The sequence below is a fragment of the Georgenia daeguensis genome (assembly GCF_039537705.1).
GTDB classification, from domain to species: Bacteria; Actinomycetota; Actinomycetes; order Actinomycetales; family Actinomycetaceae; genus Georgenia; species Georgenia daeguensis.
The window spans coordinates 1-23,168 of sequence record NZ_BAABBA010000020.1; the positions used below are offsets into that span (position 1 = coordinate 1).

The window sequence follows — 23,168 nt, forward strand, 5'->3', positions numbered from 1 at the left end:
GTGCTCGCCGCCGTCGGGGGCGGCGTAGCCGTCCTGCGGGGCGCGGGCGTCCTGGGCGGCGCGGCCGTCCTGCGGCGCCGCCGCCGGCGGGCGCGGCGCGAACCGCTCCTGGTCCGGCGTGGCGGACGGCTGCTGGCCGTACGGGGGATGGGTCACGATCGGTGAACCTCGCTTTCCAGGGCGTCGAGCATGGTGGACAGGGCGAGCAGGGCGCCGTCGTCGGCGGGCGGCGGGCCGTGGAGCAGGTCGGAGACCTCCCGGGCCTCCCACCCGGTGGCCCGGGCGACCGCGTCGATCAGGGTGGCGGCGTCGGCGGAGCGGGGCACCCCGAGGGCGCGGGCCAGCCGGCTCGCCGCCCCCGCGCGCAGGGCGGCGGCGGCGTGGTCCTGGGCGCCGGAGCGCCGGTACAGCCGCCCGCGGCCGCGCGTGGTCTCCGCCGAACGCACCACGACGGGCATGATCTCGGTGACCACCCGGCCGAGCCCGCGCGCCTGCCCGACGGCCAGGACGACGGCGGCGGCCAGCAGCATCCACAGCGCCATCGTGGCGCCGGCGGGCAGGGCCGGGACCGTGTCCTCGACGCTGCCGGAGGTGTCGAGCAGGGACGGCACGTACCAGACGAGGTCCTCGTGGTGGCCGAGCATGCGCAGCACCAGGGCGGCGTTCCCGTCCTCGGCGAGGAGCCGGTTCGTCATGAGCTGCGGGTCGGCGAGGTAGCGCACCGTCCGCCCGCCGTCGGACCACACCGCGTAGGCCCCCGCGCCGTCCCCGTCCACCGGGAAGCAGACGGTGACGCCGGCCGCCCCCGCCTCGGCGGTGACGGAGCCGGAGGAGGAGGAGATGCGCGACGCCGCCCGCGCGTCCGGGTCGTCGCACCGCGCCAGGACCGGGTCCTGGGCACCGGCACCGCCGGGCACGAGCGGCACGCCGAGCCCCTCCAGGTCCGTGAACGGGCTGCCGGCGACCACCAGGTCCGCGCCGGTGTCCACGAGCTCGGAGCGCTGCTCGGGGGTGAGGAGCCGGACGTCGGTGACCAGCACGGTCGTCCCGGGGCGGGCGAGGCCGCCCACCTGCGCGAGGGTGGATGCCTCGTGCACCCGGACGCCCTGGCCCCGGAGGATTTCGGCAGCGGCGCGGGCGCCGCCGGGCTCGGGGTTGTCCGGCGCCAGCGGGCGTCCCGACGTGCGTCCGCCGAGGACGACGGCGAGCAGCGCGAGCCCGAGGAACACGACGCTGACGACCGCCGCGGCGCGGTGGCGCCGCCACCACGAGCGCCGTCGGGGCGTCTCGCCAGCGGGCGGCGTGGTGGCCGCCCCGCCGTCCGGGGACGACGGCGTCCCCTCCGCCGCCGGTGCGTCCGGACCGCCGGCGGGCACGGCGGGACCGGCGGCGCTGTGCGTGCCGGCGGCGCTCACGACAGCTCCGCCCAGCCGGCGCCGGCCGCCGCGGGTGTCCGCCCCGGCCGCGACCGGGCCACGCGGGCGGCGAGGTCGCGCAGCGCGGCGTCCTCGGCCTCGCCGGGCCGGACGTGCCCGTAGCGGACGTCGTCGAAGAGGCGACCCGCCCAGCGCAGCCCGTCAGCCTCGTCGGGCAGCGCGGCGGCCGCGAGCGTCGCGGCCTCGTGCGCGGTCAGGCCCGCGCGGTCCTCGAGGACCGCCCGCTCGTCCAGTCGCCGGACCAGGGCGCGGAAGCGCTCGAGCACCGCTGTCGCCCAGTCGCCGCGGCGGGCGGCTAGGTCCGCGGCGGCGGCGAGGTCGGCGCTCGTGCGCTCGTCCTCGAAGAGCTCGTGAGAGCCCTGCGGCTCGACGACGCGGCTGCGGCGCACCCGTCCGCCGAGAACCAGCGCAACGACGATGACGCCGACGAACGCGAGCACCACCAGCACGGGCACGACCGCGGGCGGCGTGACCACGCCGATGCGGCCGATGCCGTCGAAGAGGCTCAGCAGCCACTCGCCGAGCCGCTCGAGCAGCCCGGGCTGGTCGGAGTAGATCGGCTTGGCGAGCTCTTCCTCGGCCCACCGCTGCGCCTCCGCGGCGTCGGGGTCGACCGGCACGCCGAGGCGCACGGCCAGCGGGACCAGCACCTCAGCGGACCTCCGCCGCGCGGGCGAGCTCGACGTCGAGGCCCTCCTTGCGCATCCGCACGTCGATGTACACCAGGGCCAGGACGGCGGCGAGGAACGGCGTCGTCAGGGCGGAGAGCAGCACCTGCAGCACCGTCGAGACGACCAGGGTGACCACGAGGGCGGTCATCTCGTCGCCGATGAAGGCCATGCCCACGGTTACGGGGATCATCAGCGCGTAGGAGATGACGCTGATGATGATCAGGGCCAGCGCGAGCGAGCCGAAGATGCGCCAGAAGTGGCCGCGGGTCAGTGACCACGAGCGCCGCAGGGACTGGATCACGCCCGTGCGCTCGAGCATCAGGGCCGGCGCGGACAGCGTCAGGCGCACCGCGAAGAACGACATGCCGACCAGCGCGGCGACCACGAGCACGAAGATCACCAGGGCGACCAGGACGGGCGCGGACTCGCCGAACGCCGCGACGGCGCCGCTGCCCAGGAGCGCCGCGACGACGGCCAGCCCGACGACGACCACCACCCAGCCGACGCCGAGCAGCAGCGTGAGACCGACCAGGCGCCACACCTGCCCCTTCGCGTTCGCCCACACCTCCCCGGCGGTGGCCACCCGCCCGATGACCGACTGGCTGACCGAGATGATGAGGATCGCGGTGAGCACGATCGAGGCGATGTAGACCCCGGCCACCGTGGCGAGCCCGCCGAGCACGCTGCCGGCGCCGAAGGCGGCCAGGGACTCCGGCGACGCCGTCGGGTCGAGCAGCGGCAGCGCCCCGCCGACGAGGAGACCAAGGACGACGGCCTCGATGACGGCCGTGGCCCCCATGACCAGCAGCGACAGCCCGAACATCACCCTGGGGTTGGCCCGGATGGCGCGGAAGCCGCCGTCGAGGATCTCGCCGACGTTGAGCGGGCGCAGCGGGACGATGCCGGGCTGCGCGGCGCCGCCGAAGCCGCGCGGCACCTGCTGCGCGGCGGCGGAGCCGTACTGGCCGTACACCGGCGCCGACTGCGGGGGCACGACGCCCCACCCGCCCGGCTGCTGACCCCAGGGCTGCTGCTGGCCCCAGGCCTGCTGCTCGCCGTAGCCGGCGTACTGCCCGGCGACCGGCGCCGGCGTGGTGCCGTACCGGCCGTACTGCGCGGAGCCCTCGGCCGGCTGGGTGCCGTACTGGCCGTACTGGCCGTACTGCGGGGAGGCCTGGGGCTGCTGGGTGCCGTACTGGCCGTACTGGTCACCACCCGTGGCGGGGGCGGCGTACTGCTCACCGGCCCACGCGTCGTCGCGCGGTCCCGCTCCGGCAGCGGCGGCGGGCTCGTCCGGCCGCGGGCGCTGGCCCTCGTCGCTCGACATGGACTGCCTCTCTGCGGGACCCTCGCCCCACCCCCGGTGTTCCGACCAGGCACATCGTCCCACGACCGCGTGCTCGCGCGGCCAGGATGCGGCACGCCTGTGCAGCTCCAGGTCGCGGGGGTGGGAACATAGGTGCATGACTGCCCGACTCCTCGTGGTCGACGACGACACCGCCCTGGCCGAGATGATCGGCATCGTGCTCGAGGCCGAGGGCTTCGACACCGTCTTCTGCGCCGACGGCGCGCTGGCGCCGGAGATGTTCCGCGCCGAGCAGCCCGACCTCGTGCTTCTCGACCTCATGCTCCCCGGCCTGGACGGCATCCAGATCTGCCGGATGATCCGGTCCGAGTCCGACGTCCCCATCGTCATGCTGACGGCCAAGTCCGACACGATCGACGTCGTCGCCGGGCTCGAGGCCGGCGCCGACGACTACATCGCCAAGCCGTTCAAGCCCAAGGAGCTCGTCGCCCGCGTGCGCGCGCGCCTGCGCCGCCAGGAGGACACCGAGCCGGAGCGCCTGCGCATCGGCGACCTCGAGATCGACGTCGCCGGCCACGAGGTCTCCCGCGACGGCCAGGTCATCGCCCTGACCCCGCTGGAGTTCGACCTGATCGTCGCGCTCGCGCGCAAGCCCTGGCAGGTCTTCACCCGCGAGGTGCTGCTCGAGCAGGTGTGGGGCTACCGGCACGCCGCCGACACCCGGCTCGTCAACGTCCACGTCCAGCGCCTGCGGGCCAAGGTCGAGCGGGACCCCGAGCACCCCGAGGTCGTCGTGACCGTCCGTGGTGTGGGCTACCGGGCGGGGGCGCCCCAGGCGTGAGCGCCGACGTCGGAGGTCGGCCGCCGGCCGTCGGGGGACCGGGGGCCGGCTCCGTGCCGCACCCCGCCGGGCCGGCGACGACGTACCGGCCCCGGTCGCGCGTGCGGTTGCGGGTCCGTCTGCGCCGCAAGTTCCTCCAGCTGCTCCGCCGGTGGCGCTCGTCGCTGACGGTCCGCGTCGTGGCCAGCACCGTGGTCGGTGGGCTCGTCGCGCTCGCGGTCATCGGAGGCGTGCTCACCCTGCAGATCCGTGACGGTCTCTACGACGAGCGCGTCGGGCAGATGCTCGAGGACGCGGCGCTGCGCCACCAGGACGCCCAGGAGACGTTCGACTCCGCGACGGCGACCACCAGCCAGCAGGTGCAGTCGGTGGCGAACGGCTGGATCCGCAGCCTCGACACCGCCGGCTCCGGCGCGGTCGGCGCCCTGCTGATCCGGTCCCCGGGCGAGACCTCCGCCGTGACCATCGCCGATCTGGGCACGAACACCGGCATCGACCTGCGGGCGCTGGTCAGCCCCGAGATGCGGGCCGCGGTCGCCACCGACGGCGGCCAGCACTGGCAGCCGGTGCAGCTGCCCGGCCAGACCGGCGACGCCCCCGGCATCGTCGTCGGCTCCCCGGTCACCCTCCCCGCGGCCGGCGCGTACGAGATGTACCTCGTCTACACGCTGGGCCCCGAGGAGGAGACGATCTCCCTCGTGCTGCGGGTGCTGGCCGTCGGCGCCGTCGCCCTCGTGCTGCTCCTCGGCGCCATGACCTGGGTGATCACCAGGTGGGTGCTGCGGCCGGTCAAGCAGGCCGCGTTCACGGCCGAGAAGCTGGCCGACGGCATGCTCGACGAGCGCATGGACGTGCGCGGGCGCGACGAGCTGGCCCTGCTGGGCCAGTCCTTCAACGAGATGGCCTCCTCGCTGCAGCGCCAGATCGAGCGGATGGAGGAGCTCTCCCGGCTGCAGCAGCGCTTCGTCTCCGACGTCTCGCACGAGCTGCGCACGCCGCTGACCACGATCCGCATGGCGGGCGAGCTGATCCACGACGCCAAGGACTCCTTCGACCCCGCGGTCCGGCGCTCCGCCGAGCTGCTGCACGCCCAGCTCGACCGGTTCGAGTCCATGCTCGCCGACCTGCTGGAGATCTCCCGCTTCGACGCCGGTGCCGCCGTGCTCGACGTCGAGGAGCGGGACGTGCGCGACCTCGTGGCGCGCGTGGTCGAGATCAACGCCATCCTCGCCGACGCCAAGGGGTCCGAGGTGCGGGTGCACGCGCCCGACCGGCCGTGCACGGCCGACGTCGACCCGCGCCGGGTGGAGCGCGTGCTGCGCAACCTGCTCTCCAACGCGATCGAGCACGGCGAGGGCCGGCCCATCGACATCACCATCGGGATGAACGCCTCCACCGTCGCCGTGCGGGTGCTCGATCACGGCGTGGGCATGGACGAGGAGGCCGCCGCGCACGTGTTCGACAGGTTCTGGCGCGCCGACCCGGCACGCGCCCGCACCACAGGCGGGACCGGGCTCGGCCTCGCGATCTCCATGGAGGACGCCCGCCTGCACGGCGGCACCCTGCAGGCCTGGGGCCGCCCCGGCGTCGCCGCCGCGTTCCTCCTCACCCTGCCCCGGCGCGCCGGGGCGGTGGTGGGTCGTTCCCCCGTCCCGCTCTCCCCGGAGGTGGACACCTCGGCGCCGACGACGCACGAGCTCACCGGCTCCGGCGGCCCGGCCGCCCTGCCCAGGCTGACGGAGGACGCCCGATGAGCACCGCCGTCGCCCGCCTGCCGCGCGCCGTGCTCGCGCTGCTCGTCCTCGCCCTGGCTCTCGCCGGCTGCGCCGCCCTGCCCCGCTCCGGCCCGGTCACGGCCTCGGACCCCGACCTGCCGGCCCCCCAGGGCATCGGCTTCTTCGCGAGCGGTCCCCAGCCCGGGGCGTCCCCGGAGGAGATCGTCGACGGGTTCCTCACCGCCTCCTGGGCCGGGTACTCCGACGGCTTCGTCGTCGCCCGCGAGTTCCTCGCGGGCAGCGCGGTCACCACGTGGCAGCCGCTCGAGCAGGTCCGCATCTACTCCGACGCGCCGGCCCCGCAGTACAGCCGCGCCGGCGACGGCGGCGTGAGGCTCAGCGTCACGGCGGAGGCCTCCCTGGACTCCGCGGGCCGCTACAGCGAGGCCGCCCCCGGCACGACGATCCAGGCCGACTTCACCCTGGCGCGCGACGGCGACGGCGAGTGGCGCATCATCGAGCTCGACGACGGCGTGCTGCTCCCGGCGGCCAACTTCCAGTCCGTCTACAACCAGAGCTCGGTGTACTTCCTGACCCCCGACCTCAGCGCGCTCGTCCCCGAGGTGCGCTGGTTCCCGCAGGAGAACCTCGCGACGTCGCTCGTCCGGGCGCTGCTCGAGGGACCGTCGTCCTGGCTCGCCCCCGGCGTGCGCACGACGGTGCCCGTGGGCACGCGGATGACGGTGGAGTCGGTCCAGGTCGCCGAGGGCGTGGCGCGCGTGGACCTCTCGGCGGACCTCCTGGCCGCGAAGGCGGAGGAGCGGTCGCTCCTCTACGCCCAGATGGAGCGGACGCTCCAGCACGACCCCGACGTGCACGACGTCGAGATCACCGCGGCCGGCGCGCCGTTCGAGCTCGAGGAGCCGGTGCCCGACCTGCCGATCTACCCCTACGTGCCGAACCCCATGGCCGTGATCAGCGACGGCACGCTCGCCGACGTCGTCGGCGGAGAGGTCGTCCCCCGCCCGGGGAGCGAGCAGCTGGCGCAGCTCTCCCCGCACGACCCGGCGGTGGGCTACGAGTCGACCACCCCGACGACCGTGCTCCTCGACGGGCCCGACCGGCTGGTGTCCGCGCCCGCCGGCGACGCCCAGCCGTTCGTCCTGACCGAGGGCAGCGACCTCGTGGCGCCGTCCGTCGACCGGCACGGGTGGGCCTGGACCACCCCCGCGCGCGCGGACGGTCGCCTGCGGGCCGTGCGCCCGGACGGCGACACGATGGACGTCGACGCGCCGTGGCTCCAGAACGGCACCGTGCGGGCCCTGCGCATCTCGCGGGAGGCTGCGCGCGTGGTGGTGGTCTGGGAGGTGGCGGGCACCCCCGTGCTGGACGTCGCGGCCGTGGTCCGGGACGCGGACGGCACCCCGCGCGCGCTCGCCGAACCGGTGCGGTTCGGCGAGCGGCTCACCGACGCCGTGGACGTGGCCTGGATCGACGAGAGCACCGTCGCGGTGCTGGGCACCACCGAGGCCGAGCCGGTCCCCAGCGTGCACATGCTGCCGCTGGGCGGACCGGCCACGCGGCTGCCGGTGGTCGACGGGGCGGTCTCGCTCACCGCGGGCCGCGGCGACAGGTCCCTCGTGGTGGCGACGGAGGACGGCCGGCTGTACGAGCGCAACGGCGCCGGCTGGCGGGCGTGGCTCGGCTCGGTGTCGGACCCGGCGCTGCCCGGCTGACCGTCCGGCCGGCTGCCCACCCTGCGCGACTGCCCCTGGTCCACAGGCCGTGCCGCGCCTCCACAGCCCGGCCCGGGCGGCTGTGGGCGTCCGGGTGCCGTCCGGCAGCATGCCCGTGTGGACGTCCGTGCCGCGCTCGCCGAGGCCGCCGGCCTGGTGCTGCCCGTGGAGTGCGCCGGCTGCGGCCGCTGGGACGTGGTGCTGTGCGAGCGGTGCGGGGCGCTCCTGCGGTGCCCGCCCGCGCGCTGCGAGGAGGATGCCGCCCTGCTCGCCGGCGGCGGCACGCTGCCCGTGCTGCCCACCTGGTCGATCGGCGCCTACCGGGGCCCGCTGCGCGCGATCGTGCTGGGCTGGAAGAACCACCGCCGCCGGGACGTCGCGCCCGCCGTCCTGGCCGCGGCGCGGGCGGCGGCGCGCACCTGGTCGGGCGACCCGGACCTGCTCGACCTCCTCCGTCCCGGAGAGCTCGCGTCCGGCACGACGGCGGCGGGGACGGGCCCGGTCGAGGTCGTCGTCGTCCCGGCGCCCTCCGGGTGGCGCCGCAGGCTCGCCCGCCGGCTGGTCGTGGCCGACCTCGCCGACGCCGTCGCCCGCGGCCTTGCCGCCGGCTGGCGCGAGGGTGCGCCGCCGGACCTCCCGGTCGGCCGGGTCGTGGTCGCGGACCTGCTGCGCCGCCGCGGCGGGCGCGCCCACCAGGCCGGGATCGGCGCCCGCGGCCGCGTCGCGAACAGGGACGGGACCGTCGTCGCGCTGGCGCCGTTGCCGCCGCACGCCGTCGCCGTTCTCGTGGACGACGTCGTCACGACGGGCGCCACCCTGGCCGCCAGCGCGGCCGCCCTGCGGGCCGGCGGCACCGCCGTCGTCGGTGCGTTCGTGCTCGCGTCGACCCCCTCGCCCTCGCGCCACCGCAGGGTTCCGACGCTCTAGGACCTTGGACGTGTCGCTCCACGACGATTGCGACTAGCGTGAGGTCATGGAGGACACGTTCGGACCGCAGGACACGCGCGAAGCGGCGCGGACCCGGTCCGGCCCGGGGGAGGTGGTCGCTCATTCCTTCGCCCGCTGACGAGGCGCGGGCATTCACGAAGTCGACCGGGGGCGACTGTCGCTCCCGTGTTCCCCAGGACCTAGGGAGGCCACCATGGAATTCGTCGTCAAGGGCCGCAACACCGAGATCACCGACCGGTTCCGCAGCCACGTGGAGGAGAAGCTCACGAAGATCGAGCAGTTCGCCCCACGCGCGCAGCGGGTCGAGGTCGAGCTGACTCACGAGCGCAACCCGCGCCAGGCGGACCAGGCGGAGAAGATCGAGATCACCGTCCGTGACAAGGGACCGGTGATCCGCGCGGAAGCCAAGGCCTCGGACTTCTACGGTGCCCTGGACGTCGCGGCGGGCAAGCTGCTCGAGCGCCTGCGCCGCACGCGGGACCGCAGGAAGGACCACCACCGGTACGCCACGCCGGCACCCGTCGAGGCCCCCGTCCTGACGACGCGGGAGGCCGACGAGGACCAGCTGCCGGAGCGGCCCGTCCCGCCGACCGAGCCGGGGCAGAGCGTGGAGGCCCAGCTGGGTGACTCGCCGGTCGTCGTGCGCCAGAAGCTGCACGAGGCGCGGCCCATGACGGTGGACCAGGCGCTGTACGAGATGGAGCTCGTCGGCCACCCCTTCTTCCTCTTCATCGACGACGAGACCGGCCAGCCCTGCGTGGTCTACCACCGCCACGGCTGGACCTACGGGGTCATCCGCCTCGACACGGTCGTCGCCGGGACCGAGGCGACGAACCACGTGACCGAGCCGATCGGCGCGGGCGCGAACCGCTGAGCCGACCGGGGCCCACCGTCGCCGTGCGACGGTGGGCCCCGCCGTGTCTGCCGCCCGCCTCGCCGGGCGCGGGCACCGCTCCTAGACTCCGGCAGATGACGGTCCGTGTCGGCATCTCAGGGTGGCGGTACCGGCCGTGGCGCGGCACCTTCTACCCGAAGGGCCTGGTGCAGCGCCGAGAGCTCGAGTACGTCGCCGAGCGGCTGAGCACGGTGGAGATCAACGGGTCCTTCTACTCGCTGCAGCGGCCCGACAGCTTCCGCGCCTGGTACGACCAGACGCCGCCGGACTTCGTCTTCGCCGTCAAGGGCGGGCGCTTCATCACGCACATGAAGAAGCTCGCCGGCGTCGAGACCGCCCTGGCGAACTTCTTCGCCTCCGGGGTCCTCGCTCTGCGGGACAAGCTCGGCCCGGTGCTCTGGCAGCTGCCGCCCAACCTCGGCTTCGACGCCCGGCGGCTCGAGGACTTCCTCGGCAGGCTGCCGCGCAGCACCTCGGCCGCCGCCCGCCTCGCCGAGGGGCACGACGACCGGCTCAAGGCGCCCGCCTGGACCGACGCGGGCGAGGACCGGCCGCTGCGGCACGCGATGGAGGTCCGCCACGAGAGCTTCCGCGACCCCGCCTTCCTCGAGCTGCTGCGCGCGCACGGCGTCGCCGTCGTCGTGGCGGACACCGCGGGCCGGTGGCCGCTGATCGAGGAGACCACCGCGGACTTCGTGTACGTACGGCTGCACGGGGACGCCGAGCTGTACGTCAGCGGCTACGACGACGCCGCCCTCGACGCCTGGGCCGCGCGGGTGCGCCGCTGGCACGAGGCCGGGCAGGACGTGTACGTGTACTTCGACAACGACGTCAAGGTCCGGGCGCCCGTCGACGCCATCGCGCTCGCCGGACGGCTCGCGGACCTCGAGCGGACGGAGGTGTGATGGCCACCGGACCGGAGCGGCCGGGCGCGCAGCGGTGGGTGCCGCCCGCGGGCGACGTCGACGCGCTGCGCCGGGCAGCACCCGGCTGCCGCGGCTGCGAGCTGTGGGCCGGCGCCACCCAGGTGGTGTTCTCCGTCGGCTCCGAGCGCGCGCGGATCGCGCTCGTGGGGGAGCAGCCCGGGGACCGGGAGGACCGGACCGGGGAGCCGTTCGTCGGCCCGGCCGGCGACGTGCTCGCCGACGCGCTGACCGCCGCCGGGATCGAGCGCACCGCGGTCTACCTCACCAACGCGGTCAAGCACTTCCGGTTCACCGAGCGCGGCAAGCGGCGTATTCACAAGACCCCGGGCGTCGCCCACGTCGAGGCATGCCGCCCGTGGCTCGAGGCCGAGCTGGCGGCGGTGGGCCCGGCGGTGATCGTCTGCCTCGGCGCGACCGCAGCCCGGGCCGTGCTGGGGCGGGAGGTCCGGGTCGGGGAGGTGCGGGGGCAGGCGCTCGAGGGCGACGGCGGGGTCCGAGTGGTCGTCACGACCCACCCCTCCGCGGTGCTCCGCCTGCGCGGCAAGCCCGAGTGGGACGAGGCCTTCGACGCCCTGGTGGCGGACCTGCGGGCCGCGGCGGCGTAGGTCGGCCCGGCGGTGTGGGTGGGGCACGGCAGGATGGTGGCCGTGAGCCCAGCCGACGACGTCGCCGCCGCCCGGCCCTTCGCCACCCTGACCGCCGGCCAGGCCCGGCGCACGGCGGTGGCCGCCCAGGGGCTGGACCGGCCCAGGCCGGCTCCCGGCACGGCCACGATGGCCCACCTCCAGCGGGTCGTCGACCGCGTCGGCCTCCTCCAGATCGACTCCGTCAACGTCCTCGCCCGGGCCCACCTGCTGCCGGTGTTCTCCCGGCTGGGCCCCTACGACACCGCGCTGCTCGACCGTGCCAGCGGCCGGGCGCCGCGCCGGCTCGTGGAGTACTGGGCCCACGAGGCGTCCTACGTGCCGCCGCGCACCTACCAGCTGCTGCGCTGGCGGATGGAGCGCTACCGGGAGCGGGACCACTGGGGGCGCGAGCTCGCCCACCACCCCGGCCTGGTCGAGACGGTCCGCGGCCTCGTCGCCGACCACGGCCCGGTCACCGCGAGCGAGCTGCACGCGCTGCTCGGCCACGAGACCGGCCCGAAGAAGCACTGGGGCTGGAACTGGACCCCTGCGAAGCACGCGCTGGAGCACCTCTTCGAGGTGGGCGAGGTGGCGACGGCGCACCGCAACAGCCAGTTCGAGCGTGCCTACGACCTCACGGAGCGGGTGCTGCCGCCGGCGGTCCTCGCCGCACCCGTGCCCGCCGAGGCCGACGCCGTGCGCGAGCTCGTGCGCATCGCCGCGCGCGCCCACGGCGTCGGGTCGCTCCGGTGCCTCGCCGACTACTTCCGGCTGCGCACGGACGCCGCGGCCCGCGCCGTGGCCGAGCTGGTGGAGACCGGGGAGCTCCTCCCGGTCCGCGTGAGCGGCTGGAACCGCGCCGCCTATCTCCACGCCGGCGCGCGCGTCCCGCGCCGGACGACGGCGCGCGCCCTCCTGGCCCCGTTCGACCCGCTGGTCTTCGAGCGCCGGCGGCTCCTGGACCTGTGGGGCATGCACTACCGGATCGGGATCTACACCCCGCGCGCCCAGCGCACGCACGGCTACTACGTGCTGCCCTTCCTGCTCGGTGAGCACCTCGTCGCCCGCGTCGACCTCAAGGCGGAGCGCCGCGAGGGCGTGCTGCGCGTACGCGCCGCGCACGCCGAGGTGCCCGACGAGGTTCCGGGCCTGCCACGGACCGGGTCGGGCGCCTGGCCGGCGCGGGACGTCGTCGTCGGCGCGCTCGCGGCCGAGCTGGGCGAGACGGCGGCCTGGCTGGGACTGGGCGACGTCGTCGTCGACCCCGACGCCGGAGGGGACCTGGCGGGGGACCTGGCCCGGCGCGCGCCACGCTGACGGCCCGGCTCGGCGGGCGTTCCGGCAGCCGTGCGCGCACGCGGGGAACGCCTACGCCTACGATGGTCCCGGGTGCGCCCTGCCGTGGGTGGCCCCCGCCGTGGTGGACGCCGCGGCGGAGACGAACGATCAGGAGTGCTGCGTGCCTGCGATCCTCGACAAGATCCTCCGGATGGGCGAGGGACGCGTCCTCAAGAAGCTCTCCGCCATGGCGGCCCAGGTGGACGCCCTTGAGGACTCCTTCTCGTCCCTCTCCGACGCCGAGCTGCGCGAGGAGACCGACCGCTACAAGGCCCGTCTGGCGGACGGGGAGTCGCTCGACGACCTGCTCCCCGAGGCCTTCGCCACGGTGCGGGAGGCGTCCTCGCGGACCCTGGGCCAGCGCCACTACACCGTCCAGGTGATGGGCGGCGCGGCGCTGCACCTGGGCAACATCGCCGAGATGAAGACCGGTGAGGGCAAGACCCTCGTCGCGACCCTGCCCAGCTACCTCAACGCGCTGACGGGCAAGGGCGTGCACGTCGTCACGGTCAACGACTACCTGGCCGGCTACCAGGCCGAGCTGATGGGGCGCGTGTACCGCTTCCTCGGGATGACCACCGGGACCGTGCTCTCCGGGCAGACGCCCGACGAGCGCCGCGCGCAGTACGCCGCAGACATCACCTACGGCACCAACAACGAGTTCGGGTTCGACTACCTGCGCGACAACATGGCGTGGTCGGTCGAGGAGCTGGTCCAGCGCGGCCACCACTTCGCCATCGTCGACGAGGTCGACTCGATCCTCATCGACGAGGCCCGCACGCCGCTGATCATCTCCGGGCCCGCCTCCGGCGACGTCAACAAGTGGTACGCCGAGTTCGCCCGCCTGGTCACCCGCCTCCAGCGCGAGGAGGACTACGAGGTCGACGAGAAGAAGCGCACCATCGGCGTGCTCGAGCCCGGCATCGAGAAGGTCGAGGACTACCTCGGCATCGAGAACCTCTACGAGTCCCTCAACACCCCGCTCATCGGCTTCCTCAACAACGCCGTCAAGGCCAAGGAGCTGTTCAAGCGCGACAAGGACTACATCGTCAAGAACGGCGAGGTCCTGATCGTCGACGAGCACACCGGCCGCGTGCTGGCCGGGCGCCGCTACAACGAGGGCATGCACCAGGCGATCGAGGCGAAGGAGGGCGTGGCCATCAAGGCCGAGAACCAGACCCTCGCCACGATCACGCTGCAGAACTACTTCCGCCTCTACGACAAGCTCTCCGGCATGACCGGTACCGCCGAGACCGAGGCGGCCGAGTTCGCCAGCACCTACAAGATCGGCGTCGTCCCGATCCCGACGAACCGGCCGATGCAGCGCATCGACCAGTCGGACTACATCTACAAGGGCGTCAAGCAGAAGTACGCCGCCATCGTCGAGGACATCGCGGAGCGGCACGAGAAGGGCCAGCCGGTGCTGGTCGGGACCACGAGCGTCGAGAAGTCCGAGCTCCTCTCCTCGCTGCTGAAGAAGAAGGGCATCCCGCACCAGGTCCTCAACGCCAAGCAGCACGAGCGTGAGGCCGCCGTCGTGGCCATGGCCGGCCGCAAGGGCGCCGTCACGGTGGCCACCAACATGGCCGGCCGCGGTACCGACATCATGCTGGGCGGCAACGCCGAGTTCATCGCGATCGCCGCGCTCAAGGAGCGCGGTCTCGACCCGTCGGAGACCCCGGAGGAGTACGAGGCCGCGTGGCCCCAGGCGCTCGCGGCCGCCAAGGAGGCCGTGGCGGCGGAGCACAACGAGGTCGTCGAGCTGGGCGGCCTGTACGTGCTGGGCACGGAGCGGCACGAGTCCCGCCGGATCGACAACCAGCTGCGCGGCCGTTCCGGCCGTCAGGGTGACCCGGGGGAGTCGCGGTTCTACCTCTCCCTCGAGGACGACCTCATGCGCCTGTTCAACTCCGGCCTCGCGATGCGCGTGATGGACTCCGCCTCCTACCCGGACGACATGCCGCTCGAGCACAAGTTCGTCTCCAAGGGCATCCAGAGCGCCCAGGGGCAGATCGAGGCCCGCAACTTCGAGATCCGCAAGAACGTCCTGAAGTATGACGACGTGCTCTCGCGTCAGCGCACGGTCGTCTACGAGGAGCGCCGCCGCGTGCTCGAGGGCGAGGACCTCGAGGACCAGATCAAGGGCTTCATGGACGACGTCGTGACCGGGCTCGTGGGCGAGTACACCGCCGCGGGCACGCCCGAGAGCTGGGACCTCGACGGGCTGTGGAACGAGCTGCGCAACACCTACCCGGTCTCCATCACCCCGGAGGACGTCGTCGCCGAGGCCGGGAACGCCACCCGCGTCTCGGCGGAGATGCTCATCGAGGAGCTCCAGTCCGACATGCGCCTGTCCTACGAGGCCCGCGAGAGCGAGCTCGGCGAGGACGTCATGCGCCAGCTCGAGCGCCGTGTGGTGCTCTCGGTGCTGGACCGCAAGTGGCGCGAGCACCTGTACGAGATGGACTACCTCAAGGAGGGCATCGGCCTGCGCGCCATGGCTCAGCGCGACCCGCTCGTGGAGTACCAGCGCGAGGGCTACCAGCTGTTCCAGGCCATGAACGAGGCCATCAAGGAGGAGTCGGTCCGCTACCTGTTCAACCTCGAGGTCAAGCCGCCCGAGGAGCGGGAGGCCCCGGCCGGCCCCGTCGTCACGGCCTCCTCGGCGGCGACGACGGCGGCGGGTGCCCCGGTCGGTGCGACGGCTCGCAAGGCAGCTTCCGCGGCCGCCGCGCCCGCCGTCGAGCCGGACCTTCTCGGGCTCGAGGCGCCCGAGCGGCCCACCAGGCTCAGCTACTCCGCGTCGGCCCTGGACGGGAACCCGACCTCCGGCCCCGCCGCGGTCGCGGCCGAGCTGGACGGCGAGTCGCCGGCCGCGCAGAACCGCGAGGCCCGGCGCGCAGCCGCGAAGGCGGCCCGGAAGCAGAGCTGACGGCGACGACATGACGCACGGCGAAGGCCCGCTCCTGCTCGGCAGGGCGGGCCTTCGCCGTCGGTGCCGGGGTTGTGTCCGAGACCACGCTGCGGTGCCATGGAGGTGGAATAGAGACCTAGGTCCTGCTGTTGGGACCGATGTACATGCAAATGCATCAACCATCCGAGAGGTCGCACCATGCAGTTCGGAATCTTCACGGTCAGTGACGTCACGACTGACCCGACGACCGGGCGCACGCCCGACGACACCGAGCGGGTGCGTGCGATCCTGAAGATCGCGCAGCACGCGGACCAGGCTGGGCTGGACGTCTTCGCCACGGGCGAGCACCACAACCCACCGTTCGTGGCCTCCTCGCCGACGACGATGCTCGGTTACCTGGTGGGGACGACGCAGAACATCGTCCTGTCGACGGCGACGACGCTCATCACCACGAACGACCCGGTGAAGATCGCCGAGGACTACGCCATGCTCCAGGTGATCTCCGACGGGCGAATGGACCTGATGATGGGCCGCGGGAACACCGGCCCCGTCTACCCCTGGTTCGGCAAGGACATCCGCCAGGGCATCAACCTCGCGATCGAGAACTACGCGCTCCTGCGCCGGTTGTGGGAGGAGGAGGTGGTGAACTGGCAGGGCAAGTTCCGCACCCCGCTGCAGGGCTTCACCGCCACCCCGCGCCCGCTCGACGGCGTGCCCCCGTTCGTCTGGCACGGCTCGATCCGCTCGCCCGAGATCGCCGAGCAGGCCGCCTACTACGGCGACGGGTTCTTCCACAACAACATCTTCTGGCCGATGTCCCACACGAAGCGGATGGTGAACTACTACCGTCAGCGCTTCGAGCACTACGGGCACGGCGCGGCGGACCAGGCGATCGTCGGCCTGGGCGGGCAGTTCTTCGCCCGGAAGAACTCCCAGGACGCCAAGCGCGAGTTCCGCCCGTACTTCGACAACGCGCCGGTCTACGGCCACGGGCCCTCCATGGAGGACTTCACCGCGGAGACCCCGCTGACGGTCGGCTCCCCGCAGGAGATCATCGACCGCTACGCCAGGATGCGCGAGGAGGTCGGGGACTACCAGCGTCAGCTGTTCCTCATCGACCACGCCGGCCTGCCGCTGAAGACGGTGCTGGAGCAGATCGACATCCTGGCCGAGGAGATCGTCCCGGCGCTGCGCAAGGAGAACGACTCCAAGCGCCCGGCGCACGTGCCGTCCGACCCGCCCAGCCACGCCGACAGGGTGGCCAAGGCCCGCGCAGCGGGCACCTCGGCCGGTGGCCACGTCGCCGGCGAGGACAAGTGGACCGGCAAGACCGCCGAGGACGACGCCGCCGCCGCGGACGCCGTGACCAAGGGAGCTGCGTTCGGGCTCTGAGCCCGCACGCCAACCACATGCACGACATCGACCTGACGAACGAGGAGAACGTATGAGCGAGCGCACCATCGTGGCCGTCTCGGCGGGGCTGGGTCAGCCGTCGTCGACCCGGCTGCTGGCGGACCGGCTGTCCGAGGCCGCCGTCGCGGAGCTTCAGGCCCGTGGCGTCAGCGCCACCGTGGAGAACGTCGAGCTGCGCGACGTGGCCCACGAGATCGTCAACGCCATGCTCACCGGTTTCCCCACCGGCGCGCTGCGCGAGGTGCTGGAGAAGGTGACCGCGGCGGACGGCCTGGTGCTCGTCACCCCGCTGTTCACCACGACCTACTCGGGGCTGTTCAAGTCCTTCGTCGACATCCTCGACAAGGACTCCCTCACCGACATGCCGATCCTGCTCGGTGCCACCGGCGGCACCCCGCGCCACTCGCTGGCGCTGGAGTACTCCGTCCGGCCGTTGTTCACGTACCTGCGGGCCGACGTCGCGACCACCTCGGTCTTCGCGGCCACGGACGACTGGGCCGGCGAGGCGGACACCGTCAACCCGCTGCCCTCACGCATCCGCCGCGCCGGGCGCGAGCTGGCCGAGAAGGTCGCCGCCCGCCAGAACGGCGGACTCGCCGACCTGTACGACGACGTCCCCAGCTTCGACCAGATGTTCAAGGGGCTCTGACCGGCAGGTCCCGCGTCCCAGGTGCCGAAGGCCACGTCCCCCTCGAGGGCGTGGCCTTCGGCGTCCCCGCACGCCGGCCGTCACCTGTCCGGGGCGGGCCCGCGTCGCAGGGAGTCGGGTGCCGGGCCTCTTCGTGAGAAGTCCGCGCCCCGATCAGCCGATCTCCAGCGCGGTGGCCCGCCAGCGGCCGCGCCGCACCTCGAGCCGCACCGCCGCCGCGCGGAGGTGGTTGCCGTCGTGGACCACCACGGAGGCCTCGACGACGCCGGGGACGACGTGGCACACGTGCACGCGCCTGACCATCGCCCGGCGCGCCACGGCGGGGCGCCCGAGGATGCGGACCGCCAGCCCGGCGCGGCGTGCCAGGGACTCGTAGAGCTCGGCCGAGAGCCAGCGCGCGAGCTGGGCCGACGGGCGGATCCCGCAGAGGGCCTCGACCGCCGACCGGACCAGTGCTCCGGCCCACTGGGCAGGGTCGGGCAGGGCGTCGAGGTCGCCGGCAGCGTCCTCCTGCTCGTGGTCCGTCGCGCTCGGCGCCGTCGTCGGCCCGGCGAACCGCACGCGGTCCCACGGGTTCGCGACCGACGTCCGCGGTGCCGCGGCGATGCCCGGACCGTGCGTGGGGGTGCGGACGCCGGTCCGAGTCCTGCCCGGAACCGGTGGGCGGGTCAGGGTCGTCGTGCTCATGATGCCTCCTCGTCGGGGACGTGCAGCAGCTGGCCGGGGTGGATGAGGTGCGGGTTGGTGCCGAGCTCGGCGCGGTTGGCGCGGTACCACTCGGGCCAGGCCCGCGCCACCTCCTCCGTCGTGGCCGGCTCGCCCACGTGAGTGGCGGCGATGGACCACAGCGAGTCGCCTGGGCGCACCCGGTAGGTGCGGGCGTCGCCCGGCGGCGCGTGCTCGTCGAGGGACGCGGGCGTGCGCGCCGCCGTCGTGGCTGGTGGGGGAGACGTTTCGGGTGTCGACCGGTTGGGACCGGGACGAGGCGTCGAGTCGGCCGTGGGGTCTCCGTGCCCTGCGTGGGCCGGGCTGGTCCCCGGCCCTGCGGGGCCCGGGCTGGTCCCCGGCCCTGCGGGGCCCGGGCTGGTCCCCGGCCCTGCGAGGCCCGGGCCCGTGCCGGGCGCTCCCGCCGGCTGGCTCGTGCCGGGCGACCCCTGGCCGGCCCGGCCGCCATCGCGAGCCGCCCCCGCCGTCGGAGCGGGCACGGCCTCGATCGCGGGCGGCGCAGCGGCATCGACCTGGCCATCCGTGGCGAGTCCGCCAGCACCTGGAGTACCGGCCGCGTGCGGGAGGGGCGGCACGGTTACGGCGCCGTCGCCCGCGTCCGTGTCGGACTGAAGGCCCTGCCGGGCCGCCGCGCCGAGCCGCGTGCCGACCTCGGTCGGCTGCGCGGAGACCGTGTCGGCGCCCCAGCCGAGATCCTGCGGCACGGCCGGCTCGCCGCCCCGCGGCGCCGCTCCGGCCGCGCCGACCGCCAGGCTCAGCCCGGCGCCGGCGGCCACCGTGGTGAGCACCGCCCGGCGCAGGACCGGAAAGCCCCAGCGCCGTACGGCGTGCTCCAGACCTGAGGTCGTCGCGCCGGCCGCCCGGCCCAGACGGATCAGGAGTGCCAGGGTGCAGGTCAGCGCGTACCAGGCGGCCGCCGCGCAGCCCGTCCCCAGCAGCAGGACGGCGACGGCGTCGGGAAGGTCCGCCGCCCTCCCCGGGGACGCGGCGAGCGCCGCGCCCGTGGCAAGGGTGCGGGCAGCGAGCCAGAAGGCCAGCGCCGTGCTGGCCACCAATCCCGTCAGCGGGCCCAGGCCCACACCCGGCAACGTGTCTCGCATGACTGCCCCCGATGCTGCTGAACCGTGTCGTTTGATGTTGTTTGATATCTGAAGGCCCAGGTCTATCGCAGTCGGAATGAGTCTGTAAACCCCCGTCGGACGCGTCTGTGGACGGCAGCCTCGTCGCTGCGCTCGCCGCCCGCGGCCCGCCGCCACTCGCCGCCCTTCGCCCGCCGCCACTCGCCGCCCTTCGCCCGCCGCCGGAGCGCCTGACCTTCGAGGCCCGACATCCTCGAGGCCCGACATCCTCGAGGCCTCCTGGCCTCGGCGCTTCGGGGGATACCGGTGCGCGTCGTCCCGTACCGTGCGCTCATGCGGTGGGAAGCGCTGTTCGAGGATCTGCAGGGTCAGCTGGAGGCGGCGGAGCGCGCGGAGGACGAGGTGCTCGTCGCCGAGCTGGCCGAGGCTGAGATGGGCGGGACGGCGCTCGCGGACCGGCTCCGTGCCCGGCTCGGGCAGGACGTTCGGCTGCGCCTACGCTCGGGCGACGACCTGTCGGCGCGGATCCTGGACGCCGCGCCCCAGTGGCTGCTCCTGGGCGACGACCGTGAGCGTCGGCTCCTCGTCCCCGTCGAGGCGGTGCAGGCCGCATGGCCGCTGGGGCCGGTCGCGCCCGAGGCGGGAACGGTGGAGCGTCGCCTGCGCATCACGCACGTGCTGCGCGCCCTGGCGCGGGAGGGTGCCCCGGTGCGGGTCTCGTGCGACGCCGGGAGCTACACCGGCTGGCTCACCCGGGTGGGCTCAGACCACGTCGACCTGCGCCAGGAGGCGCCGGGACAGGGGACGATCACGGTGGCACTGGCCGCCGTGGTGCTCGTCAGCACCGTCTGAGCTCACCCTCCCCTGTGGGCTCGGCCCTCAGCTGTTCTGCTCGGCCTCGATGCGGGCGCGGGTGCGCGCGTACTGCTCCTGGATGTACTCCTCCAGCGCGGAGGCCTCGACCCGCCACTGGTTGCGTCCGCCGACCTGGATGGCACGAAGCTCTCCGGAGCGCACGAGGACCCGGACCTGGGCGACGGAGACCGCGAGCTCCTCGGCCACGTCCGCGAGGGTCAGGAATCGCTGCGCCATGGCCCCATCATCGCATCACCTGCTGCGGACCAGGTGGCACCGAGGGGTACCTGTGGACGGATCCGTCCGGCAATATGCTGCCGACGGCACGATGGGGGCCGTGAGCAAGCAGGGGGCGTGGATGAACACGGAAGAGCTGCCGCAGGCGCGTCGACTGCGCCGTCCGACCTGGCGGGACCCACGCCTCGGGATGGGCGTCCTGCTCGTCGCCGCGGCGGTCGCGCTGGGCACCTGGGCGGTCCGGGACGCGGCCGCCACGGTGCAGGTGTACGCGGCGGGCGAGGCGCTCACCCCGGGCGACCCGGTCGACCCGGACGTGCTCAGCGTCCGCGAGGTTCGCCTCGGCGAGGACGAAGGGCGGCTGTACCACCTGGTCGCGGACGGGATCCCGGACGGCGCCGTGGTCACCCGCACCGTCGGTGCCGGCGAGCTGGTGCCGCGCTCGGCCGTCGGCGACGCCGCCGCGGTGGACCTGCGGCCCGTCGTCGTCCCGCTCGGGCTCGCCGTCCCCACGGATCTGGCAGCCGGCGCCGTCGTGGACCTGTGGCTCGCCCCTCCAGCCCCGATCGGCGGTGGCGTGGGGCAGCCGGCCGCGGCAGCGCCCGAGCCGGCGCTGCTCGCGGCCGAGCTTGTCGTCGCCGAGGTGGTCGAGGACGACTCCATGCTCAGCGGCACCACGGGAACCTCGGTCGAGCTGCTGGTGCCGCGTCTCGACCTGCCCGACGTCCTGGCCGCCCTCTCCACCGACGGGCAGCTGGTCGCCGTACCGACCTTCGTCGGCGCGGGGGCGCCCGCGGCCGACACGGAGGACGCGGCGTGAGCGTCGGTGTCCTCCTCGCGCTCGACGGCCACGTGGAGAGCGAGGTGGTGCGGCTCCTGGACTCCCCGGGCTCGGGCGTGCGGGTCGTGCGCCGGTGCGCCGACGTCCCCGAGGTGCTCGCGGCGGCCGCGGCGGGGCTCGGCGCGCTGGCAGTGCTCGACGCGGAGATGCCGGGGGTGGACCGCTCGGTCGTGGCGCGGCTGCGGGACGCCGGCGTGCGCACGGTTCTCGTCGCCGCGGCGGACCAGGTGGAGCGCTGCACCGCGCTGGGCCCCGACGCCGTCGAGCCGGCGACGGCCGGTGCCGCGGCTCTGGCGGACGCGGTCACCGCGCTGGCACGTCGGACCCCCGCACCAGAGGAGGACGTCGTGCCCGTCGCCGGCGGGGCGGCCGACGGCGGTGCCGCAGCACGCGGGTCCAGCGCCCCCGCGGCAGGCGAACCCTCGGACTCCGGCGCGCATCGGGACGCGCCCGCCGCAGGGAGCCGACGGGCGGCGCGGCGCGCCGCGGTGGCCGGTCCAGCAGGTGGCGACGCGCCGGGCGGTGCTGCGGCTGCAGGATCGGCGGCGGCCGACGGCGCAGCGGAGGTGGACGGGCGAGCGGCGGCCGACGGCGGAGCCGCGGCGGGCGGGGAGGATGTGATCCGCGCGGGAGCGGTTGCCGGGGAGGGCACGCGTGCGGGTCCACCGGGCAGGCTCGTCGCGGTCTGGGGACCGCCGGGCGCGCCCGGTCGCACCACCCTGGCCGTGACGCTGGCCGCCGAGCTCGCCGCCCTCGCCGGCCCGGTGATCCTCGTCGACGCCGACACCGAGGCCCCGTCGGTGACCCAGGTCCTCGGCATCCTCGACGACTCCTCGGCCGTGGCCGCCGTGTCGCGTCAGGCGCTGAACGGCCGCCTCGACGCGTCCACGCTCACCCGGCTGTGCCCGGTCGTGGACGGCAACATCCACGTCATGACCGGGCTCACCCGCGCGGACCGGTGGCGCGAGCTGCCGCCGTCGGCGCTCGAGGTGGTCTGGGACGTCGCCCGTGCCGCCGCCCCGTGGACGGTGGTCGACACCGGCGCGACGCTGGACGAGGACCACGACGGCGCGTTCGGGCCTCGCCGGCACCAGGCGACCGCGTCGGCGCTCGCCGCCGCCGACGTCGTCGTGGTGGTCGGGGCGGGGGAGCCGGTGGGTATGCGCCGGCTCGTCATGGCGCTCGGCGAGCTCGCGGACGCCGACGTCATGGCCCCCGGTGCCCGGCGGATGGTCGTCGTGAACCGCGTGCGAGCCTCGGCGGCGGGGCCGTCGCCGGGGCAGTCGGTGCACGAGGCGCTCGCCCGCTTCGCGGGCGTGGCCGACGCGCTGGTCGTCCCCGACGACCGTCCCGCGCTCGACAGGGCGGTGCTGCAGGGGCGCACGCTCACCCAGGTTGCGCCGACCTCGCCGGCCCGGCGGGCGGTCGAGGAGCTCGCCCAGCGGCTCAGCGGCGAACGTCCGCGACGCGCCCGGCGGCGCGGCATCGCCCTGCCGGCCCGCGTCCGGTGAACCGCCTGACACACTGACTGCCATGCGCCTCTACCTGCCCGCGACCGCCACGGACCTGCGCGATCCCGCCGGCATCACGCCCCGCTGGGCTCACGCGGTGACCCCCGCGCTGCGCGCGGAGCTGCCGGACGAGGACGAGGAGGGCCTGGAGATGACCGCTACCCTCGCCGCCGCGGACGAGTCTGTGCGGCTGATCGCCGCGGACGGGTCCGTGCCGCGTCGCGTCGTGGTGGTCGCCGACGTCGCCGACGCCGCCGTCCAGGTTCCGGAGGTCCTGGGCGAGGAGCAGCTGCCCACCGCCGTGGAGCTCGTCACCACGGTGCCCTGGGGCGACGTCGTCACGCTGCACGTCGACGAGCCCGATGCGGCGGATGACGTCCGTGCCGCGGCGGCGGGCGACGACGATGCGCTCGAGCGGGCCGCCGAGCGTGACCTGCTCTGGTTCGACGTGGTCGAGCTCGACGACCTGCGCGCCGAGCTGGCGGCCGAGGCCCGGTAGCCGCGC

Annotated in this window: 21 protein-coding genes; 15 read left to right on the forward strand and 6 right to left on the reverse strand. The window is 74.6% G+C overall.

The features are described from left to right. Positions 1–152: 152 nt before the first annotated feature. From ABD774_RS16665 to ABD774_RS16675, 3 genes are read right to left on the reverse strand one after another with little or no spacing between them, the layout of a single operon-like run. Positions 153–1,415: a DUF4350 domain-containing protein gene (locus ABD774_RS16665; RefSeq protein ID WP_345043587.1), complete on the reverse strand. Its 1,263-nt coding sequence runs from the start codon at positions 1,413–1,415 to the stop codon at positions 153–155. Further along, positions 1,412–2,086: a DUF4129 domain-containing protein gene (locus ABD774_RS16670; RefSeq protein ID WP_345043590.1), complete on the reverse strand. Its 675-nt coding sequence runs from the start codon at positions 2,084–2,086 to the stop codon at positions 1,412–1,414. The genes ABD774_RS16665 and ABD774_RS16670 overlap by 4 nt, the downstream gene beginning before the upstream one ends. A 1-nt stretch (position 2,087) precedes the next feature. Then, positions 2,088–3,434 (reverse strand): glycerophosphoryl diester phosphodiesterase membrane domain-containing protein, encoded by a 1,347-nt coding sequence (locus tag ABD774_RS16675; RefSeq protein WP_345043592.1) that lies wholly within the window; start codon positions 3,432–3,434, stop codon positions 2,088–2,090. A gap of 136 nt (positions 3,435–3,570) precedes the next feature. On the opposite strand from ABD774_RS16675, the gene mtrA reads away from it, so the two are divergent. The 11 genes from mtrA to ABD774_RS16730 all read left to right on the forward strand — a co-directional run bounded on the left by mtrA (position 3,571) and on the right by ABD774_RS16730 (position 17,414). Then, positions 3,571–4,254, forward strand: a complete 684-nt coding sequence (gene mtrA, locus ABD774_RS16680) for an MtrAB system response regulator MtrA (RefSeq protein ID WP_345043595.1) — start codon at positions 3,571–3,573, stop codon at positions 4,252–4,254. After that, complete coding sequence (gene mtrB / locus ABD774_RS16685; RefSeq protein ID WP_345043598.1) at positions 4,251–6,008, forward strand: MtrAB system histidine kinase MtrB; 1,758 nt, start codon at positions 4,251–4,253, stop codon at positions 6,006–6,008. The genes mtrA and mtrB overlap by 4 nt, the downstream gene beginning before the upstream one ends. Further along, positions 6,005–7,705 (forward strand): LpqB family beta-propeller domain-containing protein, encoded by a 1,701-nt coding sequence (locus ABD774_RS16690; RefSeq protein ID WP_345043601.1) that lies wholly within the window; start codon positions 6,005–6,007, stop codon positions 7,703–7,705. Before mtrB ends, ABD774_RS16690 begins: the two co-directional genes overlap by 4 nt. Before the next feature lie 117 nt (positions 7,706–7,822). Continuing rightward, complete coding sequence (locus ABD774_RS16695; protein WP_345043603.1) at positions 7,823–8,632, forward strand: ComF family protein; 810 nt, start codon at positions 7,823–7,825, stop codon at positions 8,630–8,632. A gap of 214 nt (positions 8,633–8,846) precedes the next feature. Continuing rightward, positions 8,847–9,527, forward strand: coding sequence for a ribosome hibernation-promoting factor, HPF/YfiA family (gene hpf, locus ABD774_RS16700; RefSeq protein WP_345043606.1), 681 nt, complete (start codon positions 8,847–8,849; stop codon positions 9,525–9,527). A gap of 95 nt (positions 9,528–9,622) precedes the next feature. Continuing rightward, positions 9,623–10,453: a DUF72 domain-containing protein gene (locus ABD774_RS16705; protein ID WP_345043608.1), complete on the forward strand. Its 831-nt coding sequence runs from the start codon at positions 9,623–9,625 to the stop codon at positions 10,451–10,453. Continuing rightward, positions 10,453–11,079 (forward strand): UdgX family uracil-DNA binding protein, encoded by a 627-nt coding sequence (locus tag ABD774_RS16710; protein WP_345043610.1) that lies wholly within the window; start codon positions 10,453–10,455, stop codon positions 11,077–11,079. The genes ABD774_RS16705 and ABD774_RS16710 overlap by 1 nt, the downstream gene beginning before the upstream one ends. Positions 11,080–11,121: 42 nt before the next feature. Next, entirely contained in the window at positions 11,122–12,417 is a 1,296-nt protein-coding gene (locus tag ABD774_RS16715; protein WP_345043614.1) for a winged helix-turn-helix domain-containing protein, read from the forward strand. Between the two features lie 142 nt (positions 12,418–12,559). Next, positions 12,560–15,370, forward strand: coding sequence for a preprotein translocase subunit SecA (secA, locus tag ABD774_RS16720; RefSeq protein WP_345043617.1), 2,811 nt, complete (start codon positions 12,560–12,562; stop codon positions 15,368–15,370). A 180-nt stretch (positions 15,371–15,550) separates the two neighbouring features. Continuing rightward, a complete protein-coding gene (locus ABD774_RS16725; protein WP_345043620.1) occupies positions 15,551–16,744 on the forward strand; it encodes an LLM class flavin-dependent oxidoreductase in 1,194 nt (397 codons plus the stop codon). A 52-nt stretch (positions 16,745–16,796) separates the two neighbouring features. Next, positions 16,797–17,414, forward strand: coding sequence for an FMN reductase (locus ABD774_RS16730; protein WP_345043624.1), 618 nt, complete (start codon positions 16,797–16,799; stop codon positions 17,412–17,414). A gap of 153 nt (positions 17,415–17,567) precedes the next feature. Here the strand turns inward: ABD774_RS16730 and ABD774_RS16735 are convergent, their stop codons facing one another. Next, positions 17,568–18,101: an Rv3235 family protein gene (locus tag ABD774_RS16735; RefSeq protein ID WP_345043628.1), complete on the reverse strand. Its 534-nt coding sequence runs from the start codon at positions 18,099–18,101 to the stop codon at positions 17,568–17,570. Continuing rightward, positions 18,098–19,240, reverse strand: a complete 1,143-nt coding sequence (locus ABD774_RS16740) for a LysM peptidoglycan-binding domain-containing protein (protein ID WP_345043630.1) — start codon at positions 19,238–19,240, stop codon at positions 18,098–18,100. The genes ABD774_RS16735 and ABD774_RS16740 overlap by 4 nt, the downstream gene beginning before the upstream one ends. Positions 19,241–19,552: 312 nt before the next feature. Here ABD774_RS16740 and ABD774_RS16745 point away from each other — a divergent pair, with 312 nt between their 5' ends. Beyond that, the gene (locus ABD774_RS16745) at positions 19,553–20,071 is read left to right on the forward strand and encodes a hypothetical protein (protein ID WP_345043633.1); all 519 of its coding nucleotides are present in this window, start codon (positions 19,553–19,555) and stop codon (positions 20,069–20,071) included. Positions 20,072–20,098: 27 nt separating this feature from the next. Here the strand turns inward: ABD774_RS16745 and ABD774_RS16750 are convergent, their stop codons facing one another. Then, complete coding sequence (locus ABD774_RS16750) at positions 20,099–20,311, reverse strand: helix-turn-helix domain-containing protein (RefSeq protein WP_345043635.1); 213 nt, start codon at positions 20,309–20,311, stop codon at positions 20,099–20,101. Positions 20,312–20,411: 100 nt separating this feature from the next. Between ABD774_RS16750 and ABD774_RS16755 the strand changes: the two genes are divergently transcribed. From ABD774_RS16755 to ABD774_RS16765, 3 genes are read left to right on the forward strand one after another with little or no spacing between them, the layout of a single operon-like run. Beyond that, complete coding sequence (locus tag ABD774_RS16755; protein WP_345043638.1) at positions 20,412–21,131, forward strand: hypothetical protein; 720 nt, start codon at positions 20,412–20,414, stop codon at positions 21,129–21,131. After that, a complete protein-coding gene (locus ABD774_RS16760; RefSeq protein ID WP_345043640.1) occupies positions 21,128–22,663 on the forward strand; it encodes a CpaE/TadZ family protein in 1,536 nt (511 codons plus the stop codon). The genes ABD774_RS16755 and ABD774_RS16760 overlap by 4 nt, the downstream gene beginning before the upstream one ends. Positions 22,664–22,685: 22 nt before the next feature. Beyond that, positions 22,686–23,162, forward strand: a complete 477-nt coding sequence (locus ABD774_RS16765) for a DUF6912 family protein (RefSeq protein WP_345043643.1) — start codon at positions 22,686–22,688, stop codon at positions 23,160–23,162. Positions 23,163–23,168 lie beyond the last annotated feature (6 nt).

Excerpts from the sequence above, each read along its gene's own strand:
- ABD774_RS16710 (WP_345043610.1), top strand. The coding sequence starts at position 10,453 with ATGGCCACCGGACCGGAGCGGCCGGGCGCGCAGCGGTGGGTGCCGCCC.
- mtrA (WP_345043595.1), top strand. The coding sequence starts at position 3,571 with ATGACTGCCCGACTCCTCGTGGTCGACGACGACACCGCCCTGGCCGAG.
- hpf (WP_345043606.1), top strand. The coding sequence starts at position 8,847 with ATGGAATTCGTCGTCAAGGGCCGCAACACCGAGATCACCGACCGGTTC.
- ABD774_RS16730 (WP_345043624.1), top strand. The coding sequence starts at position 16,797 with ATGAGCGAGCGCACCATCGTGGCCGTCTCGGCGGGGCTGGGTCAGCCG.
- ABD774_RS16675 (WP_345043592.1), bottom strand. The coding sequence starts at position 3,434 with ATGTCGAGCGACGAGGGCCAGCGCCCGCGGCCGGACGAGCCCGCCGCC.
- ABD774_RS16750 (WP_345043635.1), bottom strand. The coding sequence starts at position 20,311 with ATGGCGCAGCGATTCCTGACCCTCGCGGACGTGGCCGAGGAGCTCGCG.
- ABD774_RS16765 (WP_345043643.1), top strand. The coding sequence starts at position 22,686 with ATGCGCCTCTACCTGCCCGCGACCGCCACGGACCTGCGCGATCCCGCC.
- ABD774_RS16745 (WP_345043633.1), top strand. The coding sequence starts at position 19,553 with ATGCGGTGGGAAGCGCTGTTCGAGGATCTGCAGGGTCAGCTGGAGGCG.
- ABD774_RS16725 (WP_345043620.1), top strand. The coding sequence starts at position 15,551 with ATGCAGTTCGGAATCTTCACGGTCAGTGACGTCACGACTGACCCGACG.
- ABD774_RS16690 (WP_345043601.1), top strand. The coding sequence starts at position 6,005 with ATGAGCACCGCCGTCGCCCGCCTGCCGCGCGCCGTGCTCGCGCTGCTC.
- ABD774_RS16735 (WP_345043628.1), bottom strand. The coding sequence starts at position 18,101 with ATGAGCACGACGACCCTGACCCGCCCACCGGTTCCGGGCAGGACTCGG.
- ABD774_RS16740 (WP_345043630.1), bottom strand. The coding sequence starts at position 19,240 with ATGCGAGACACGTTGCCGGGTGTGGGCCTGGGCCCGCTGACGGGATTG.
- ABD774_RS16705 (WP_345043608.1), top strand. The coding sequence starts at position 9,623 with ATGACGGTCCGTGTCGGCATCTCAGGGTGGCGGTACCGGCCGTGGCGC.